The sequence below is a fragment of the Pseudomonas orientalis genome, from assembly GCF_002934065.1.
GTDB lineage: Bacteria > Pseudomonadota > Gammaproteobacteria > Pseudomonadales > Pseudomonadaceae > Aquipseudomonas > Aquipseudomonas orientalis_A.
Genome location: NZ_CP018049.1, coordinates 3246352 through 3267114, shown reverse-complemented (window position 1 = coordinate 3267114; position 20763 = coordinate 3246352). Strand labels below are relative to the sequence as shown.

Genomic DNA, 20763 nt, shown 5'->3' with positions numbered 1-20763 from the left:
TACCACTGCCGGCGACCCGCCCCGAACGCGCACGAGGTCATATATGCACCGCCTGGCGCGCTGGGCGCCGTGATGAGCTGTCAGTCCATTTCAAAGGAGTGACACGATGGACGATTCCTCCCAGACTTCCTCGCCGGCCGTGCCAGCAAACGACGCACCTGAGCCAATAAAAAAACTCGCCGCCACCCAAAGCCTGCACGGTGATTTCCTGGAGCGCAGCAGCCCTGATTGGCTGATCAACGCGACGCCGTCCCGCAAGCAGGCGCTCAAAGACGCCAGCACGGTCATGCCGGCGTGGCTCGCCAACGCTACGCCTGAACAACGCAACGAGGTCACCGCCCGTTTCCTCGCCAACTTCACCACCCAGACGCAACTGGACAGCACGATGGCCACCTTCCAGGACATCGATGACTTCGCCCGGCCCTTGCTGCTCAAAGCCCTGAAGGATCAGTACCGACTGGACCTCGATGTCGACAAAATTCTGTTGTGCCTGCGCCGCCCGCTGGCGGTGGGTATTGCCGAAGTCGAAGCGGGGGATTTCGAGTTTTTGAAACTGTCCCTGCTGGAAGCGGCCTTGCACAACTTCGAGGCCTACGAGTGCAAGGAGGGCGCGTACCACAAGACCTCCGGGTTCATGCAAGCCACCGGCACCTCCGGCACCTACCACTCGGTGGCGATCAACCTGAAGGTCAGCGAGTTTTTGACGCTGTGTCGAAACCTCGATATCGGCGCGAAATACCAGGCCTATCTGCAAGCGTTTTTCTATCCCGAAGACGCCAGCGCGCAAGTCACCCTGCGTGACCAGTTCATCGCCAATCAGAAGGCCGCCGTCAGGGCTGCCGCCGAACAGGCACTGTTGACCGGGGATATCGAGTCGGCCGATTACCGCATGCTGCTGTCGGTGATCGAGGGTGAAATTCATCCCTGGATGGGCGACAAGCAGGTCTGGTTCAGAACCCTGGGCCTGATGCGGTTGCGGATGACCGGCTGTATGGTGTTCTCGATCTGCAAGAAATACAGCTACCCGGACGAACTGATCATCTATGTACCCCAGGATCCTGAGCATCCGCTCAAGCGCTACCGCTGGCGGCAGATGCAGGCTGAGTTCAAGCGCCTGTTCACCGCCCGCGACCCGGCCAGGGCCAATGATCCCTCGCCGACGACGTACCAGCAGTTCTTCAGTCGCTTCGTGCCCTACGACAAGCGGCCCTATTACTTCAGCCAGTTCACCCAGAAAGCCGCCGACTCACCTACCGATATCTGGCGCTCGCCGTGGAAGAGGTTGCTGGACTTCACCACGCCGCACTTCATCACCGGCATCAAGGAGTTGCCGCCCGAGGCGCCTGCCAAGCTTGAACCCAACCCCGACCCGTTCCTTGACCCCTCGACGCGCACGCGGCGTGGCAAAGGGGTCTGGGCAGAGAACATTGACCCGTGGAAGTACTTTTACGAGCAACACCGCGAGCAGGTGATCGCCGATGCCCGCGCCCATGCCGTGCCCACCGCAGACGTAGATGCCAAGGCCCGTGACGCCAAGCTGGCGCACCTGCTGGAAATCGGCATGTTGGGGTTGAACATGGTGTCGATGTTCGTGCCGGTGCTGGGCGAGGTCATGATGGGCGTGATGGCCGGGCAATTGCTCTACGAAACCCTGGAAGGCGCGATTGAGTGGGGCGAGGGCGACCGCCAGGCGGCCAAGGCGCACTTGATTGATGTGGCCGAGAACCTGGCGCAGATTGCGGTGATGGCCGGTGTGGGGGCGGGCGTCAGCCGCTGGCAAGCGGCCAAGGCCGAGCCGGTGATCGAAGCGCTGAGCGAGGTCACGCGGCCCGATGGCAAGGTTCGATTATGGAAGCCAAGCCTTAGCCGTTATGAGTACCCGGTGACCCTGGACCGCGCCGCATACCCCAACGCCCTGGGGCAGTATGTTAAAGAGGGCAAGACCTATATTCGCCAAGGCACCCAGGTCTACGAGCAATACTTCGATGCGCAGGTGCAGAAATGGCGGATCAAGCATCCGACTGACACCGAGGCTTACCAACCGCTGCTTGAACACAACGGTCACGGCGCCTGGCGGCACACCCTGGAGCGCCCGTTGGAGTGGGATCGGCTGACGCTGTTGCGGCGCATGGGTCATGAAACCGAGGCATTCACTGATCAGGAGTTGATCAAGATCGCGGATGTCAGCGGCGTCAGCGACAATACGCTGCGCAAGATGCATATGGATCACACGGCTGCACCTCCCGAACTGGCGGATGCGATGCGCCTGTTCAAGGCGGATGCAGACGCGGTGAGGGTGATCGAGCAACTGGAGGGCACCCGTGGGATTGATGACCTGTATTTGTATGCGCTGCCGCTGATCGTGGAGATGCCCGGATGGCCACTGGGGCGCGTGTTGGAAGTGTTTGAAGGCGCTGGTGCCTTTGGCCGGTCAGTCAAATATGGTGTCCGTCGCTCGCCCAAGGGCGTTGGCGCTAAACCGACGATCAAGGTGGGCCGCAACGACATTCTCGGCGGTGAGGTGCCTGCGCGCATTCTGTCGGCGCTGGACGAGTCGGAAGTGATGCAGTTGTTCGGTACACAAGCGCCCTGGAGTCCCGACTCGAGAAACGCCGCGTTCATCCGTAAGCTTGCCGATTATGCCCGCCAGCGCCGGCCGGCGATTTTCGATAGCATCTACGCGGGGACTGAGCCGTTGGACACGCGTATTGGGCTGTTGCAACGCACCTGCCCGGGGCTCAGCAAGACAGCGGCGCAAACCGTGCTCGACCACGCCCGCGGTGATGAGCTTGAACGGCTGGTCAGCACCTCGCGGGTGCCTTTGAACATGCTCGAAGAAGCCCGTTGGTATGCGCGGCAAGGGCGCGTGGCACGTGCCTATGCGGGGCTGCGCAGCGAGGTGATTGCGCCGGCCGACAGCAGACGGTTGGCACTGCATACCCTGGAAACACTTCCCGGCTGGCGGGACACGCTGCGCCTGGAAGTGCGCAGCAGCAACACCCAAGGCGAGTTGCTTGACAGTATTGGTGCGCCCGCCGCGCCGCAGAAAAAATACTTGGTCAAGCACGGCCCCAGCTACCAGGCGTTCGATGAGCGCGGGGAAGCGCTTAACAGTCTGGCGCTGGAGGGCGACAACTTCTATGCCTCGGTGATGCATGCCTTGCCCGATGAGGCGCGCCAGAGCCTGGGGGTGCCGCAGGTCAGCCAGCACCCAGCGTTGCAACGCAAACTTATCGAGCAAGCCGATGCACATCGCCTGGAAGCCTCGGCATGGCTGGAGCCGAAAACGCCCTGGTTCAAGCCGCCGGTGCGCATCAACGACACACTGATAGGTTATCGGGCCAGTGGACGGGGACCGAGTATGAACCCGCGGCTGGCTCAGCGTATGCGCAACATCTATCCAGACATGGATGACGTACAGATGCTTGCATTTTTTCGTGAACTGATGCGGACGGGGAATGATGCCCGGGCGATCGTCAGCAAGTTGAAAGCGCTGGTCGGCGAGCGCCAGGTACTGCACGACACGCTCAATCATTGGGTCAATCGTTCGTCGGCGGCCAATCGTCAGAATAATTTCATCTCCGGGGAGGCGCTTAAGCGAAGCTGGGGCCGTTCCTGGCTGGCCGGGAAAGTGCCGGGTGCCGATGCCTTGGTGTTGATCCTCAAAGAGCCTTTGCCGCCACTGACCGCGAATTTTTCACACGTGCGTGAATTATCGGTCATCGACACGGGCCTGAATGACACCAATATCGATGGGTTTCTGAGCCAATTTCCCTCTCTGGAAAAACTGACGTTACAGGCGCCCTACATTCCAACCGTAGAAACCACGACCGCCAGCCCGAAGTTGACCCGCGTGCCCCAGGTGTTGGCGCAGTTCAAAGGCCTCAAGCATCTGGCAGTCAGCTTCGATGCGCATCGGTTGAATGCGCAGTTGTCGTCGCAACTGGCGGCACTGGCCGGCCTTGAACACTTGGAAATTGGATATTTTGCCTACGACGGCGACGTCCTCAACGGCCTGGATTTGAGCCCCCTGCAACGCTTGAAACGCTTGACGATCATGGCGCCCAACGTGGTTATGCAATGGCCCTCCTATGTGCAGAAACTGCCGCTTTTAGAGCGACTGGACCTGGCCCAGACCGCCATTGCCACTCTGCCTGCCGAGCTCTATACCGGTTACGAGCGATTATGGAGCGGGTTATCGCTGGGCTGGTCGAAGTTCAGTTATGAAGACTTCAAGCCTGCCTATGAGCACGTCCGGAATTATGCGGGAGCGTTCGGGCCACACCTGGCGAGTCTGGACGAGATGGTCAGAGGCTTCGCGCGCGGAGAGTTGGGCCTGCTGATGGGCGAAGCGCCTCTCGGCCGGCGGCTGACGGACGTGATCATGGGCCTGTGGAACACGCCACAAACGCGGATGAACGCGGTGCAAGCACTGCGTGAAGAACACTTCGGCATTTTCAAACAGTTCTACGAACCCTCTCCGGTCCTCGGATTCAGGGTGCGCTTTGCGCGGGAGCGCTGGAGGACCGGGCATAATGCGAGCATCCTGACGTTGCTGGAGAAAAGCTGGCGCGGGGCGGTATGCGAACGCTATGGCCTGCCGACCGATAGCGATATTTCGATCTTTCAACTACCGGATCCGAACTTGTCATTGAGCGATCCCCTGGCCATTGAAAAAATTCGCGAATTGCCGATGTTGCCGGCCGGTACCTTTTCCCATGTGAAAACCTTGACAGTTAAATGGTTGGAGGATGTATCGCCCGATCAGATCAATGGTTTCATCCAAGCGTTCGCCGGGGTTCGAAGCCTTGAAGTGCGCTTAAGTCGCCTCACTGAGGTGCCGATCAGGGGGAGTGTGCTGCCAGAATTGACTTACCTGGACTTGTCCGACAACCAGATCGTAGTAACCCCGGCAGTACAGGCTCAATTCAATGAGTTGAACAGGCTACAAGTATTGAGTCTGCAATATAACCATCTGGGCAGCCTTGACGTCAGCGCACTCAGCCACCTGACAGCGTTGAACCTGCGTGGGTCGATGCTGCGCGAATGGCCACAGGGCGCTGAACAGCTTGCGCAATTGGCTTGCCTGGACTTACGTGACAATCAGTTGACGAGCCTTGCGCCGCTCGCGCTTGACGACTCGGATGTGTTGATGCGCACCGAATTGGCAGGCAACCCGCTAAGTGCCGAAGGCACGGCGGTACTCAATGCGGCGCGGCGCCGGATCGAGACGGCCAAGGGCTTGCCTGAGGGCGCATTGAGTCGGTTTGCGCTGGATCAGGAGCCTTTGGCGTTTCCGCCGAAGCAGACCGCGGATTCGGTCGCACAGTTTTTACTGCCCATCCGACAGAATGTTGGGAGCGTGAAGGGCACTCCGGAAATCGCCATAAGGTGGCTGAGCCCGTTCATGCAGCCTGAACAAGTATTGGCCCGGGTCAGGCAACTGCGCGAGATGGGGTTGGACGACGTGCAAGTCGATGCGCAGATCGGCCAGTGGCGTCAGACCCACGACGTGCTGACACGAGAGTTGAACGGCTGGTTGTTTACCCGCCAGGCGCGCTTTTATGACGGTATTGACAATCACTTGACACGAGAAAAAACCGTAACGGTTATCCGCGAATCCTGGGTGAAGGCGGTGGTAGAGGGACGTACCGGTGTCGAGGTCGAAGCGTTGAACCTGCAGTTGAGCCAACCCGGTGATCTTCCGGCGCTCTCCGTGCCGTTTACCCATGTGCGCAGCCTCAATCTGACGGGGGGCAAGCTCACTGCCCAGGGCAGCAACGGGTTTTTAGCCGCGTTTACCCAATTGAACCGGTTGATACTCAGCGGCAACAGGCTGACAGCGCTGCCCGAAGCCGTTCAGCGCATGGAGCAGCTTGAGCGTCTGGAACTGACCGAGAACGCATTCACGCAGGCGCCGTCGTTGCCTGCTCAACTGCGCAGCGAACGTTTGCGTTGGCTGGACTTGAGCCACAACAACCTGCAGGCGTTCGATCTGCGCGATTTCAGTCGCCTGGAGACACTGGACGTGAGCTACAACGACATCGCGAGCTGGCCCGACGGTGCGTTGGAGTCCCGGCACCTGACCCGGTTGAACCTGAGCGGCAATGCGTTGGAGTCCTTCCCGCAGCCTCTGCTTGGTGGCGCGCACGACGGCCTGGTCTCAGGTACGGACCTGTCCGATAACCATACCCTGACCGCGCAAGCCCTTGAACAAATGCGCGACTACGCCCAGGCGCATGAGGTCGATGAGGTCATGGGCTTTTCGCGAGCAGAACTTGACCGCGCTCATCGCCGCAATTTTGGAGGGACTGACACTGAGTCGGCCCCGGATTCCGACTCCGATCCTGATTCGGGCTCCGACTCCGGTTCTGACGACGATGACAGTGATCCGGACGCCGGCTACCTGCCGGCGGAGCGCATTGAAAACCCGCTGCAAAATACCGCGCAACCGGCACTTGACCCCTGGTTGGACAATACCTCTGCGGCGTTGGCGACACAACGAAGGGCGCATTGGAACCAACTGGCACAGGCACAAGATCATGATCGGTTTTTCCACCTCATTTCGCTGTTGCGCCTGACCTCGGAATTCAACCTCAACCGCCCGAGCCTGACGCAACGGGTTTGGGACGTTATCGCGGGGGCGGCAGAAAATGCCGAGCTACGTGGCACCTTGTTCGTCGAAGCCGAAACCCACGGCACCTGTATCGACGGGCGCATCCTGACGTTCAGCGAGATGGAAGTGCGAGTGTTCGAATACCGCGCCTTGCGCGACATTCCACAGCAACGGCTCGACCTCAGGGGCCGGGCGCTGCTGAACCTGTCGCGGCAGTTGTTTCGGTTGAGCAAGGCCGATCAACTGGCAGAAGCTGCCGCAGTGGGCATGGACCGGGCCGAGGTGCGTTTGAGTTACCGGATCGGCTTGACCCGCGGCTGGCCCGACGGCCTGGAGCTGCCAGGGCAACCCGCCTATATGGACTATGCCAGTCCGATCAGTGGCGAATTGCAGGCGCAGATCCGTGCGCAAATCATGGCTGCCGAAGGCACCGATGCGTTTGTCGAAAGCCTGATTCAGCGTGATTACTGGCTGCGTTACCTGGAGACGCGTTACGCCGAACAATTGGAGGCCCTTGAGGACGAACTGGCACGCCGTTATGAAGCCTTGGAGGACGCGCACGGTGATTGGGGCGACGCCCAGAGCAAGGCGCGCTACGACGAAGCCATAGGCCAGTTGGAGATCGAGCGGGCCGCCGCCCGCACCCAGAAACGCATGGAACTGTCCCGCGCAGAGATACAACGGTTATCGGGCATGGAACCTCTCACGCCTGCACCGTCGTCACCCCAGCCCGGCCCGTCCCGGCGCCCCTGAGTCAGTGCTTTAAGAGCGCCGAACCTTTGACTTCAGTTGTCATACCCCAGGTTCGGCGCCAGCCAGCGCTCCGTCACGCTGAGGTCCTGGCCTTTGCGCGCGGTGTAGCTGGCGACCTGATCCTTGTCGACCTTGCCCACGGCAAAGTACTGTGCCTGGGGATGGGCGAAGTACCAGCCGCTGACTGCCGCCGCCGGGAACATCGCGTAGTGCTCGGTGAGGAACACACCGCTGCGCCCGGCATGCATTTCCCGGGCCTCGGGGTCGAGCAGTTGGAACAGCTGGGCTTTCTCGGTGTGGTCCGGGCAGGCCGGGTAACCCGGGGCAGGGCGGATGCCGCTGTATTGCTCCTTGATCAGCGCCTCGTTGTCCAGTTGCTCGTCCTTGGTGTAACCCCAGTGCTCTTTACGCACCTGCTGGTGCAGCCACTCGGCGCAGGCTTCGGCCAAGCGATCAGCCAGCGCCTTGACCATGATCGAGTTGTAGTCGTCGCCAGCGTCCTGATACGCCTTGGCGACTTCTTCGGCGCCGATACCGGCGGTGGTGATGAAACCGCCGATGTAGTCGGTTATGCCGCTGTCCTTGGGCGCCACGAAGTCGGCCAGGGAGAAGTTGGGCTTGCCGTCGGTCTTGATGATCTGCTGGCGCAGGTGATGCAGCTTGGCAATCGGCTGGCCGTCGTCACCGTAGACTTCCAGGTCATCGTCCTGCATCTGGTTGGTCGGCCAGAAACCGAACACCGCGCGGGCGCTGATGAGTTTTTCGTCTATCAACTTCCTAAGCATGTCCTGTGCATCGGCATACAGCGCGGTGGCGGCTTCTCCCACCACTTCATCGGTAAGGATGCGCGGGAACTTGCCGGCCAGGTCCCAGGAAATAAAGAACGGTGTCCAGTCGATGTAGTTGGCCAGGACGTTGAGGTCGATATTGTCCAGCACCTTGGCGCCGGTAAAGCTCGGTTTGACCGGGGTGTAGCTGCTCCAGTCGAACTGCGGTTTCTTGGCGATCGCCGCCGCGTAGCTCAGGCGCTCGGTACGGGCGCTGCGGTTGGAAGTGCGCTCACGTACGTCGATGTATTCCAGGCGGGTTTTCTCGACGAAACCGGCCTTCAGTTCCTTGGACAGCAACTGCGTGGCCACGCCCACAGCGCGGGAGGCGTCGGTGACGTAGATCACCGCGTCATTGCTGTACTTGGGCTCGATCTTCACCGCTGTGTGCGCCTTTGACGTAGTGGCTCCCCCGATCATCAGCGGCAAGTGGAAATCCTGGCGCTGCATTTCGCGGGCCACATGCACCATTTCATCCAGGGATGGCGTGATCAGGCCGGACAGGCCAATGATGTCGCATTTCTGCTCCTTGGCCACCTGCAGGATCTTCTCCGCCGGTACCATCACGCCCAGGTCGACAATGTCGTAGCCGTTGCAACCCAGCACCACGCCGACAATGTTCTTGCCGATGTCATGCACGTCGCCCTTGACCGTGGCCATCAGGATCTTGCCCTTGGCTTCGGGCTTGTCGCCTTTTTCCAGCTCGATGAACGGAATCAGGTGAGCCACGGCCTGCTTCATCACCCGTGCGGATTTCACCACCTGGGGCAGGAACATTTTGCCGGCGCCAAACAGGTCGCCGACGATGTTCATGCCCGACATCAACGGGCCTTCGATCACTTCGATCGGGCGCGCAAACGACAGGCGCGATTCTTCGGTGTCTTCGACAATGTGCGTGGTGATGCCCTTGACGAGCGCATGCTCCAGGCGCTTGTTGACCTCCCAGCCACGCCATTCCTCGGTCTCGGCTTCCTTGACGCTGCCGTCGCCCTTGTACTTGTCGGCAATCGCCAGCAGGGCGTCGGTGCCGTCCGGGGTGCGGTTGAGCACCACGTCTTCCACTGCATCGCGCAATTCGGCCGGGATCTGGTCGTAGATCTCCAACTGGCCGGCGTTGACGATGCCCATGGTCAGGCCGTTGCGGATCGCATACAGCAGGAACACCGAGTGGATCGCCTCGCGCACCGGGTTGTTGCCGCGGAACGAGAACGACACGTTGGACACGCCACCGGAGGTCAGCGCATACGGCAGTTCGTCGCGGATATAGGCGCAGGCGTTGATGAAGTCGACGGCATAGTTGTTGTGCTCTTCGATGCCGGTGGCGACCGCGAAGATGTTCGGGTCGAAGATGATGTCTTCCGGCGGAAAGCCGACTTCGTTGACCAGGATGTCGTAGGAGCGTTTGCAGATCTCTTTCTTGCGCGCTTCGGTGTCGGCCTGGCCGGCTTCGTCGAACGCCATCACCACCACCGCCGCGCCGTAGCGCTTGCACAACTTGGCGTGATGAATGAACTGCTCCACGCCTTCCTTCATGCTGATGGAGTTGACGATGCCCTTGCCCTGGATGCACTTGAGCCCGGCTTCAATCACTTCCCACTTGGAGGAGTCGATCATGATCGGCACGCGGGAGATGTCCGGCTCGCCGGCAATCAGATTGAGGAAGGTCACCATCGCCTTCTTCGAATCGAGCATGCCCTCGTCCATGTTGATGTCGATCACCTGGGCGCCGGCTTCTACCTGCTGCAGGGCGACTTCGAGGGCTTCGGTGTAGTTGTCTTCGCGGATCAGCCGGGCGAACTTGGCCGAGCCGGTGATGTTGGTACGTTCGCCGACGTTGACGAACAACGAACTGCGATCGATGGTGAACGGCTCCAGGCCCGACAGGCGGCAGGCCTTGGGAATGTCCGGGATCGGGCGCGGCGCATACCCGGCCACGGCCTTGGCGATGGCTTCGATATGCCCAGGCGTAGTGCCGCAGCAACCGCCGACGATGTTCAGGAAGCCGCTCTGGGCGAACTCTTCGATAACCTTGGCGGTTTCTGACGGCAGTTCATCGTACTCGCCGAACTCGTTGGGCAGGCCAGCGTTCGGGTGCGCCGACACATGGGTGTTGGCCTTGTTCGACAACTCTTCCAGGTAGGGGCGCAGTTCGCTGGCGCCAAGGGCACAGTTCAAACCGACCGAGATCGGCTTGGCGTGCGCCACGGAGTTCCAGAACGCTTCGGTGGTCTGGCCTGACAGGGTACGGCCGGAGGCGTCGGTGATGGTGCCGGAAATCATGATCGGCAGTTCGATACCCAGGGCTTCGAACACGCCTTGCACGGCAAAGATCGCTGCCTTGGCGTTGAGGGTGTCGAAGATGGTTTCGATCAGGATCAGGTCGGCGCCGCCTTCGATCAGGCCCTGGGTGGCCTCGGTGTAGTTTTCCACCAGTTCATCGAAGGTCACGTTGCGGTAGCCGGGGTTATTCACATCTGGTGACAGCGAGCAGGTGCGGCTGGTCGGGCCCAGCACGCCGGCCACGAAGCGCGGCTTGGCCGGGTTTTCGTGGGTCTTGGCGTCGGCGACTTTGCGCGCCAGGCGCGCGCCTTCCACGTTCAGTTCATAGGCCAGTTCTTCCATGCCGTAGTCGGCCATGGAGATGCGCGTGGCGTTGAAGGTGTTGGTTTCAAGAATGTCGGCGCCAGCGTCCAGGTACGCTTTCTCGATACCGCCGATCACGTCCGGGCGGGTCAGTACCAGCAGGTCGTTGTTACCCTTGACGTCGCTGGGCCAGTCGGCGAAGCGTTTGCCACGGTAGTCCTGCTCCTCGAGCTTATAGCTCTGGATCATCGTGCCCATACCACCGTCCAGGATCAGGATACGTTCCTTGAGGGCGTGGTGAAGGGCTTGCAGACGAACGCTACGATCGGACATGGGACTACTCTGGTCAGGCATTACGGAGGACGTGAATGATAACAAACCTGTGCCGGATTTGAGCATGCGGGGTTCTGCATGAATATCGCTCATGTTGGCTGCCGTCATGGCCCGGGTCATGCAGCTGTTTTTCAACGTTGGGCCCCCATGACGCCTTGGAGGGCCTGTTAGTCGGAAAGGGCGGCGCTGCAGGCGTTTGGCGTTGAGGATGCGCCACCCCTCAGGCAAAAGCATCAGGGCTGCCGTTCGGCGGCTCAGGGCCTGATATATTTCCAGTAGGCTTTTCCATAGTCCATCAGCAACTCGGTCCCTGCAGGGATATCCCGCCAGGCAACTAGAAAGACCATGTATTTGCCGACATACAAGGCGCCGACATTTTTGATGCCTGCGTCGGGCAGGTTGGGCACCTTGACCGCATTGATGAGGCTCAGCGTATTGCTATTGCCGTGGCCGCTGACGGTTGCGCTGTGAGTATTGGTCTGGAATAAATAAGTACCGACTGCCGCTTCACTTTTTTCCACTATCTCGGTATTGAGCGAGGCTTGATCCAGGTGCAACTTGCCGGTGTACGGCCCAATGACATCGAAGCGTTTTATATCGGTTCGCGCTACGACTGAAAGCCCGCGCTGCGGCCCATCAGCCAGTTTCTTGACCTCCAGCAGTCGATCAAGCCGGCGATGATGGTTGCCCTCCTTGGCGATCCAGTCGCGGATACTTTTGGTTGCCGCCTCCTTGACTTCGATGTACTGCGGACCGGTGAACTCGTCAAAAAAATGGTTGGCGTCGGTAATCTCGATGTTTTGCAGCGGGCCTTCAAGCTCAAGGGTCAAGCTGCGCCTGACATCTTTCGGGTCTTGCAGGATCGGTGCGTTATTGTTGATTTTGTGATCAAAAGAGGCCGTGATTGAAGTGGATCGGCGTCGCGTGGGCAGGATATCGTCTTCCAGGCGTGGTCTTTTTGAACTTCCTGCCGTGGGCACCGCCGGCCGTTTCCTCGCTACCGGCTGGTCCTGCGGGCTTCTTTGCCCGAAGAGCCACCTTTCTCTACCGGCGCGGGTCATGCTGCCGTTGTCGTTGACGTAGCTGCTCCAGATGACCGGATCGAGATTTTTCTGCTCGACAAATGCGTGCATGGACATCCTTGAATTGGTGGCGTTGTAGTGCTTGTTCCACTCTTGCAGGTGTTCGGGTTTCAGAGCGTTGAACTGCTCACCTCTGGCGTATTTGGCGAGTACTTTGCCTGCCGCTTTATAGGTGCCATCAGGGTTTACGTGGTCGGCAAAGGCCACCGGATCCAGGTTATGGTCGGCGGCGAAGCCTTCAAGGGTGAGGCTGTTGCGCTCGCGCTGGGACGCCTTGCTCCAGTGCTCCATATGCTCGTAAGTGACGCTGGTGCGAGCGGTTCCTGCGCGGTCCAGCATCTTTTGCCCGCGGGGCGTCAGGGTGTTGCGGCTGTTGACGAACTGCCGAAAGGCGCTGGGGTCCAGGTTGTAAGTGCTGACGAAATTGTCCATGGTTTTTTTCAGCGCGTCTTCACTGGCCTCGGTCCATTTCAACAGCACCGAGGGCGTTACCACGCTTGGCGCATCCGGAGCGCCGCCCGAGAGCTTGATCGGGCTTGAATACCAATGACCGGGCTCAACCGACGACAGCGTGATCGACAAATCCCGGTTGGTCTTTGGATTGACCAGTACGATTGAAAAGCTGTTGTCGGCGCCGGCGGCGGTTTCCTGAATGAACCCATAGGAGTTATCGCGCACCTGGTACACCGCGATTTTGCCCTTGTCGTCGACATTACAGATGAACTTCTGGTTGTAGTCCGTTCGGGAGAAGATACCGCGCGCGTCGGGCTTGAGGCCTCTGATCAACTCAGGGTCAACCGCGTACTGACGGATCAACGGGCTGCTGTTGCTGATGACCGTGATCGGCTCTCTAAAGCGCGGCCCGAAGGCTTTATTGGCGGCGGTATCGATCAAGCGATAATCCGGCGCGTCGAGGCTGCCGACGTTGCGCATCGGGACATTGGCGAAGCCGTCCACGGTAAACAGTTGATCGCCCGCCTGCAGCGGCTTCCAGCTGTCAGGGTCGACCGAGCGCATATGCCTGGCGGCGATCGTCCCATCGCGCAGTTGGGCGATACCCCGTTTTGCCTGGCGCATCAATTTATGGCCCAGCTTGAGCAAACCAAAGCGCGCGAGCCTGAGCAGGCTGGGCAGGGCGGCCAGGGGGTTGAGTTCCTGGAGTGTGCCAATCACCAGTTTCCCGGTCAGTTTCGCGAGTTTAGGCAGCGCCAGGCGCACCCCGGTCTTGCCTGCCTGGATAAGCAGGCGAGTAGAGCCGGCCACATACCGCCCCACCGGCAACGCGAAAGCTACGATGTCGATGAACAGGCTGGCGACGCCTGACTTGATGCGCTGGGGATCGCCGGAGGCGATGTCGTCGATACCCCCCCAAAGTGGGATAAAAATCTTGCCCCAGAACGCCAAGTCTTCGAGTACTTCAGCGGGGATGTCCACTTTGCGCGTGTCTTTACGGGTTTTTTCCAGGAGGGCTTGTTCATCGCAGAAAAACAGCTCGCGGGCAATCATGCTCGCCAGGGTTTCACTGCGCGGCGCATACAACGTGTTGGGCGCAAACGACGGGATGCGCGGCCCAGCGTCGATGACAGGCAGCGTCTCGCCGACTTGTTCAACGATCAACTGTGCTTTTTTGCCTGGCCTGGGCGCCTTGTTCTCGCGGTAAGCCTCTCGATCAAACGGTACTTCGGTGGCCAGCCTGTACTTGTCCCAGCTCATGGCGTCGCGTAGTTCTACCACTTTGCCGTTTAGCGGTAGGGCTTTGATTTCTCTGCGTCGACGAATCAGGCCGGCGAAGGGGAATACCTCAATGTAGAGGGCATGGAAGGGCGAGCGGGGCTTTACGATGCGCAGGATAAAACCTGTCCGGTAACGAACGGCATCGGTCTTGGCTTTGGTTTCATATTCAATGGGCACCTTGTTCAGGGCTTCTCTTAATGAATACACGGTGATCTCGTCCTGATCTACATCCAGAGTCGCACTGCCCAAGTGCGCAAGCAGTGATTGGATCAAGGTCTTGTAGGCATTTCTCGGCACCTCGAGGGCTTCGCGAAAGGCTTTGTCGTACTCCGTGTCCGACGCAAAGCGCCAACGGCTGGGCAGGTTGAGTTTGAGGTTCTGAACCGCGTTGAACAGCTCATATTCATGCTGCTCCAGTGCGGTGACGGCCTGGGTGAGCTCATCGCGGGAGTGGCCCGACGCTCGGCTGGCAATCAGGCCGTTGGCTTGTGCCCATTGGACAGTAGGGGCCAGCCTGGCGGCAGCGACCAGCGCCTGCTGTTTGACGTCGCCCTCACTGACGCGAAAATGTTCCGCCGCCAGGTTAAGCAATTGTTCGAAACTCATGTGGCGCGATGAGCCGGGAGCAAGCGATTCGGCCAGCACAAAACCGCTTCGAAAGTTAACCCAGGTACTGGCGGCGGCGTAGGGCAGGTCATCGGGGATATCGGCTACCCACACTTCACTGGCGACGTGGGCCTTGACGACACACACTGCCAATTGCGCCCCGTCAGTGCTGATCGACAAATTGTGGTGATAGCGGCTGATCAAGTCCTGGCGGATCGACTTATAAGACGCCCCCGGAGTGATGAATAACTTCAATTCGTTATCTATCGTCGAGTCGGGGTTGGGGATGATTGTCAGCCACAGTGCACGCCACAGCAACTTCACCAGCACCGGTTGGGGGCAGGTTTCGTCCTTTTGACTGCCATACCAGTCCAGCGCCCGGGCGATGCGCTCGGCCAGCGCCAGGTTCTCGGGGCTATTGAGCAGTTGCTCAAGCAATACGGTTGGCGTGGTGGTGAGCATCTCCTGCTGTGGGGCGGTAAACGTGTCAGGCAATACGTGGCGGAACAGCGATTGGCGGGTTTGTGTTTCGATCTCGCGAATAACCTCCTTGATCTTTTGGTCGGCAGGCGCATCCAGCAGGTGCTCCAGGTCGCTGAGGTCGCCTTCGTGCCCGAGTTTCCTGAGGGTGCGGTGTTCCTGCAAACCGCAGAGAACCGCTTTCCATTGCTCGCCTGTTTTGGGCAGTGCCGGAATGATCGAGTAGTACTTGAGCACCAAGTCAAACCGTACCGAACCATCGCTTTTGAGGCCGTTACCCACGCGCCGGTTGATATCCAGTAACACGTCGGCGTCGATGTACCAATAAGTGGGCATATGGCGCAGGATCACCGAATGGTCGGCGATGCTGAACGTTTCGGGAGGGTCGGGTATCGGTGACCGCGCGCTGCTGAACAGGGTTGAGAGCAGGTTGTAGAGAAAGTCCCGGCCCAGAATGGAGTCATCCGGTTCGGGCTTTTCCCGCAGGAACTGCTGAAAGTCCTCATCGGCTTCCAGTTTTGCCAGCACCCGGAAAGCTTCCTTGCACTCGCGATTCAGTTCGGAATCGGCTGGAGGGCGGTAGTAAACCTCGGCGGCGGACAATGAGCCTGAGCTTTGTGCCGTCGCGAAATCAATCAGGTGGTCCAGATGCGCTTGCTGTTCAGGCAAACCTTTGAAATAGAAACCCTGCAAAGCGTTATTCATTCAATCCTCACAACCCATAGTTCAAGAGGATTCACTTTATTCAGCCAGCTTTTGCAGGAGGCCTATATAGATACGTACAGGCTGTTGCAGGAAACGGGCAGGGCCGCCAGTGCCTTTGGTCAGCAGGATCAGGTCTTTCCCGACAAAAACACTCGGACTTTGTACCTGCGTAATAATTTGGCGTAAACTGCGGGCAAGCCTGTGAGGAGTTTCCATGACTGCCATAACCATTACCGACGCCGCCCACGATTACCTGGCCGACCTGCTGTCCAAGCAGAACACCCCGGGTATCGGCATCCGCGTCTTTATCACCCAGCCCGGCACTCAGTACGCCGAGACTTGCATTGCCTATTGCAAGCCTGGCGAAGAGAAGCCTGAAGACACCGCCCTGGGGCTGAAGAGTTTCACCGCGTACATCGACGCCTTCAGCGAAGCCTTCCTTGACGACGCGGTAGTCGACTACGCCACCGACCGTATGGGGGGGCAGTTGACCATCAAGGCGCCGAACGCCAAGGTGCCGAACGTCAATGCCGACAGCCCGGTCAACGAGCGCATCAACTACTACCTGCAAACCGAAATCAACCCGGGGCTGGCCAGCCATGGCGGTCAGGTGAGCCTGATCGACGTAGTGGACGACGGTATCGCCGTGTTGAAGTTCGGCGGCGGCTGCCAGGGCTGCGGCCAGGCAGACGTGACTCTGCGTGAAGGCATCGAACGTACCCTGCTCGAACGCATTCCGGAGCTTAAGGGTGTGCGTGACGTGACCGACCACACGCAGAAAGAAAACGCCTACTACTGAGTAAGGCGTTCACTGCGAGCATAAAAACGGCGCCCCGTGAGCGCCGTTTTTTATTTTTTTCAATGGCTTGTGCAACATTCCTTGTGCAGAACATTGGCTGTGGAAGGGGACTTGCTCCCGATAGTGGTGGGTCAATTGACACATCATTGACTGAACCGGCGCTATCGGGAGCAAGCCCCCTCCCACCGTTTTGACGGCGTTTACCCAGGGCGGTAAAGGTGGGCATGGCCGGCACGGTAAAGCGACGACTCACTGAAGCCGTCACTGGCCAGCACCCGGCCCACCAGGATCAGTGCGGTACGCCGAAAGCCTTTCGCTTCAACTTTCCCGACGATGTCCTCAAGCGTGCCAACGACCCAGTCCTGGTCCGGCCAGGTCGCCCTGTGCACCACGGCAATCGGGCAGTCAGCGCCGTAGTGGGGCAGCAGTTGGGCGACGATGTGTTCCAGATGACTGACCCCCAGGTGAATCGCCATTGTGGTGCCATGTCGCGCCAGGCTGTCGAAACCCTCACCGTCGGGCATGCTGGTCTTGTCGGCGTAACGGGTCAGTATCACGCTCTGCGCGATATCCGGCAGGGTCAATTCGGTTTCCAGCAGCGCTGCGCAAGCCGCTACCGCCGTGACCCCCGGAATGATCTGGAACGGGATGCCCAGTTCACGCAAGTGACGAATCTGTTCGCCGATCGCCCCGTACAGACTGGGGTCGCCGGAGTGCACTCGCGCGACGTCCTGGCCTCTGGCATGGGCCGCCTTGATCAGCTCGATGATCTGTTCCAGGTGCAAGTGGGCGCTGTTGACCACCTGCTGCGCCTGATGGCCCTCCAGCACCGCGGCGGGTACCAGCGAGCCTGCATAGATGATCACCGGGCAACTGCGAATCAAGCGCTGGCCTTTGACGGTGATCAGTTCAGGGTCGCCGGGGCCTGCGCCGATGAAGTAAACGGTCATGCAAGATTCCTGTTGGAGTGCCCATGAGCATGAACAATGCTCAAGATCGGGTGCGGTGATTATCCGGGCTGTGGTCGACGCCAGCCAATGCAAAGGTAGCCTGCGCGCTTTTACGGCGAGTGATCAGCAGTCGGGCAGGGACGCCGGCGAGGTGCTCGGCCAGGGCCAGGGCGGCGCTTTCGGCAACCCCATGACACTGAGTATGGGCAAACGCGACGGCGGATTTGTGGCTCAAGCGGTCCTCATAGGCGCTCAGGTGCGCGGCACTGAAACACAGCAGCGGCACATTCAGGATCTGAGCCAGTGCCAAAAGCCCTGGCTCAGCCTGTTTGCGCTCGATACTCGCCAATGCGCCGATGCGCTGGCGGTCGATTCCGACCTCGGCGAGGGCGCTGTCAACCAGCGCCAGCAGGGCCTGAGCACCACAGCCGCGCTGACAGCCCAGGCCGACGACCAGGGTCATGCCGAGTAGGATTCGTCGCGGTGACGGCGGAACAGCCAGGCGCTGATCAAGCCCAGGGCCAGCCAGAACGCAACGTTGGTCAACTGCGACGCGATCTTGAACTGGGTTTCGAGGGCTTCTGGTGCCAGCATCGAATGCACTTCGGGTTGCGGTGCGCCGATCACATGGGGCACTACAAGAATCGCCACACCCAATACTTTCAGCAACCCGTTGCGCCCGAACACCAGCAACGCAATCCCCGCAGCCGTCGAGGCGGCGGTGCCGACCCACCAGATCTGGCGCTGTGCCAGGTCTGCGGCGGCGGTGCCCGGCAACTCCGGTGGCAGGCCCAGAGTGGGAGCGAGTACAAAGGTCGCGTAACCGGCCAGCCCCCACAGCAAGCCTTGGGCAGTGCGAGTGGGGGCGCGCAACGTGTAGAGCCCGGCCAGCATCAGCGCAAACCCGACTGCCACTACCAGGTTGCCACCGGTGGTGGACAGCACGCGTTGCCAGCCGTCCTGCGGCTCCCAGGCCTGGGCGTCATGGGTGTGTGCAGGCGCGCCGGCCGTGTGTTCATGTGGGACCTCGGTGGCTGACGGAGCCTTTTCGAAGGTTTCTGCCTGCAAAATCAGCGGAGCGACCCAGAAGCTTTGCAGCAGAGTCAGCAACAGGGCAGCCGAAAGGCCGGTGAAACCCGCAGTTTGCGCGATACGCTTGATCATCTCGGCAGGCCTCAGTGGCACGGGAAAGCGGCGCTGTGGCGCGTATCGTGGGCGGCGTTGTGCACCGCCTCGATATGTGAGAAGCCGGCAAAGTACACCAGGCACGCGCCGAGGATCGACGCGCCGATGGCGGCGGTCAGGCGTTGACTCAGGCTGGAGGTGCTGCTGGCGGCGTGCGAGGTGCTGCGGATGATCGACATGGCGCGTCCCTTTCAAGTGTCTTGAGTGAAACGAGCGCATGCAAACACCGCGAGCCAGGCACGCAGCGTTCTGAACAGCGCCCGCCCACCGCGGGTTTGTTATCTGAATGTGTTCGGGCCGGTCTCCGGGCTCGCAAGGGGCGGCTCTGAAAGAGCCTCCGGACAAGCATCTCCTTCCCATGCACATGCACAGTGGATTTGACGCTTCGCTCGCTTACCGTTGCGGGGGCAGCACCGGACTGCTCATGTCCTCGATCAAGCAAGGCATGGGTCACCGGTTTCCCGTTTCACCCTGTGAAGGGCACCCGAAACATACTGCATAGGAAAACACGCGTATCACTGGCTCGTCAATTGAGGCGAGACCCGGCGGTGGGTTCGGCAGGAACGGGCAGCCCGGAGCAATATTTCCGAGTCGTGGGTAGTGCTCGACCTGACCGACAATGGCGAGATTGATTTCTACCTCGAGAGCCGCGGCCAAATCGGGCATGCCGACATTGTGGGTGATGTGCCGGTGAGCTATCGCTATGCGCGCGCTGTAGCTCGAGCATGGAACATTGACCGCCGGCCACGCACTGCGTAGCCTTGCCTGCTCGAGGTTCTTCGGCTGCGGTCGAAGCTAAGAAGGGAACGCGGTTCAAGCCGCGGCTGCCCCCGCAACTGTGAAGGGTTCAGCTGACTGCAACGCCACTGCCGATACGGCGGGAAGGCGCAGCCGGCGCCGGTCGTAGACCTGCAAGCCCCAAGCCAGGAGACCTGCCTCGCAATCGATTTTTCAATTCAACCGGGCGGGGTGATCCGGTGACGAAACCTGCTGCTGCGCGCCGTCGCAGAGCCTGTCGTCCCGTATGCCCGCCCCAAAGGGCATCCGATGAAAACACTGGCCAAACTCCCCGTCACCATCGTTACCGGTTTTCTCGGTTCGGGTAAGACCACCTTGCTGCGCCACATGCTCGACAACGCCCAGGGCCGTCGCATTGCGGTGATCGTCAACGAATTCGGTGAGCTGGGTATTGACGGTGAAATCCTCAAGCAGTGCTCCGTCGGGTGCACTGAAGAAGAAGCCAACGGCCGCGTGTACGAACTGGCCAATGGATGCCTGTGCTGCACGGTGCAGGAAGAGTTCTTCCCGGTGATGCGTGAGCTGGTCGCCCGTCGCGGTGACCTTGACCACATTCTCATCGAAACCTCGGGCCTGGCGCTGCCCAAACCGTTGGTACAAGCTTTCCAGTGGCCGGAAATCCGCAGCGCCTGCACCGTGGACGCGGTGATCACTGTTGTCGACAGCCCGGCCGTGGCCGCCGGCACCTTCGCCGCGTTCCCCGACCAGGTCGATGCCCAGCGCAAGCTCGACCCGAACCTGGATCACGAATCGCCCCTGCACGAGCTGTTCGCCGACCAGTTGGCCAGCGCCGACCTGGTGATTCTCAACAAGGCCGACCTGATCAGCGCCGAAGACCTGGCCCGGGTGCGCCTGGAAGTGGCTGAAGAGCTGCCGCCGGCGGTGAAGATCATCGAAGCCAGCAGCGGTCGCCTGCCGTTGGACGTGCTGATTGGCCTGGGCGCAGGCTCCGAGGAGCATATCGACGCGCGCCACAGCCATCATGATCAGCACCACGACGGTGAGGACGACCACGATCACGATGCCTTCGACTCCATTTCCATCGACCTGCCTCAAGCCGATGAAGCCCTGTTGCTCGACGCCTTGACCCAATTGGTGGTGCAGCACGGCATCCTGCGCGTCAAAGGTTTCGCCGCGATCCCGAACAAACCGATGCGCCTGCTGATCCAGGGCGTGGGCACGCGCTTCGACAAGCACTTCGACCGTGCCTGGGGCCTGGAAGAAGCACGCACCACGCGCCTGGTGCTGATTGGCCAGGAACTGGATGCCGTGGGCCTTGAAGCGCAACTGCGCGCCGCCCTCAGCGTTTAAC

At 60.3% G+C, this 20763-nt stretch carries 10 protein-coding genes and 2 riboswitches; of the genes, 3 read left to right on the top strand and 7 right to left on the bottom strand.

The features are described from left to right. Positions 1 to 106 precede the first annotated feature (106 nt). On the top strand, positions 107 to 7369 hold the full coding sequence (locus BOP93_RS14615; RefSeq protein WP_104503199.1) for an NEL-type E3 ubiquitin ligase domain-containing protein: 7263 nt from the start codon (positions 107 to 109) through the stop codon (positions 7367 to 7369). Between the two features lie 32 nt (positions 7370 to 7401). Here BOP93_RS14615 and metH read toward each other — a convergent pair whose 3' ends face one another. The 3 genes from metH to BOP93_RS27440 form a co-directional block, all read right to left on the bottom strand. Beyond that, positions 7402 to 11112 (bottom strand): methionine synthase, encoded by a 3711-nt coding sequence (metH, locus tag BOP93_RS14610; RefSeq protein WP_104503198.1) that lies wholly within the window; start codon positions 11110 to 11112, stop codon positions 7402 to 7404. A 254-nt stretch (positions 11113 to 11366) separates the two neighbouring features. Next, positions 11367 to 15719, bottom strand: a complete 4353-nt coding sequence (locus tag BOP93_RS14605; protein ID WP_104503197.1) for an SET domain-containing protein — start codon at positions 15717 to 15719, stop codon at positions 11367 to 11369. Between the two features lie 36 nt (positions 15720 to 15755). Next, a complete protein-coding gene (locus BOP93_RS27440; protein ID WP_157943504.1) occupies positions 15756 to 15935 on the bottom strand; it encodes a hypothetical protein in 180 nt (59 codons plus the stop codon). On the opposite strand from BOP93_RS27440, the gene nfuA reads away from it, so the two are divergent. After that, positions 15934 to 16518: a Fe-S biogenesis protein NfuA gene (gene nfuA / locus BOP93_RS14600; protein ID WP_003190728.1), complete on the top strand. Its 585-nt coding sequence runs from the start codon at positions 15934 to 15936 to the stop codon at positions 16516 to 16518. The genes BOP93_RS27440 and nfuA overlap by 2 nt on opposite strands. 200 nt (positions 16519 to 16718) lie before the next feature. Here the strand turns inward: nfuA and cobM are convergent, their stop codons facing one another. The 4 genes from cobM to BOP93_RS14580 are packed head-to-tail and all read right to left on the bottom strand — an operon-like array spanning position 16719 to position 18832. Beyond that, positions 16719 to 17468, bottom strand: a complete 750-nt coding sequence (gene cobM, locus BOP93_RS14595; RefSeq protein ID WP_104503196.1) for a precorrin-4 C(11)-methyltransferase — start codon at positions 17466 to 17468, stop codon at positions 16719 to 16721. 40 nt (positions 17469 to 17508) lie between these two features. Continuing rightward, the gene (locus BOP93_RS14590; protein WP_104503195.1) at positions 17509 to 17931 is read right to left on the bottom strand and encodes a cobalamin biosynthesis protein; all 423 of its coding nucleotides are present in this window, start codon (positions 17929 to 17931) and stop codon (positions 17509 to 17511) included. Beyond that, positions 17928 to 18632, bottom strand: a complete 705-nt coding sequence (locus BOP93_RS14585) for a CbtA family protein (protein WP_104503194.1) — start codon at positions 18630 to 18632, stop codon at positions 17928 to 17930. Before BOP93_RS14585 ends, BOP93_RS14590 begins: the two co-directional genes overlap by 4 nt. 11 nt (positions 18633 to 18643) lie before the next feature. After that, positions 18644 to 18832, bottom strand: a complete 189-nt coding sequence (locus tag BOP93_RS14580) for a CbtB domain-containing protein (RefSeq protein WP_104503193.1) — start codon at positions 18830 to 18832, stop codon at positions 18644 to 18646. Between the two features lie 98 nt (positions 18833 to 18930). Next, positions 18931 to 19156, bottom strand: a riboswitch (cobalamin riboswitch). Positions 19157 to 19408: 252 nt separating this feature from the next. Next, a riboswitch (cobalamin riboswitch) is annotated at positions 19409 to 19607 on the top strand. Positions 19608 to 19700: 93 nt separating this feature from the next. Here BOP93_RS14580 and cobW point away from each other — a divergent pair. Further along, positions 19701 to 20762: a cobalamin biosynthesis protein CobW gene (gene cobW, locus BOP93_RS14575; protein ID WP_104503192.1), complete on the top strand. Its 1062-nt coding sequence runs from the start codon at positions 19701 to 19703 to the stop codon at positions 20760 to 20762. Position 20763: the final 1 nt, after the last annotated feature.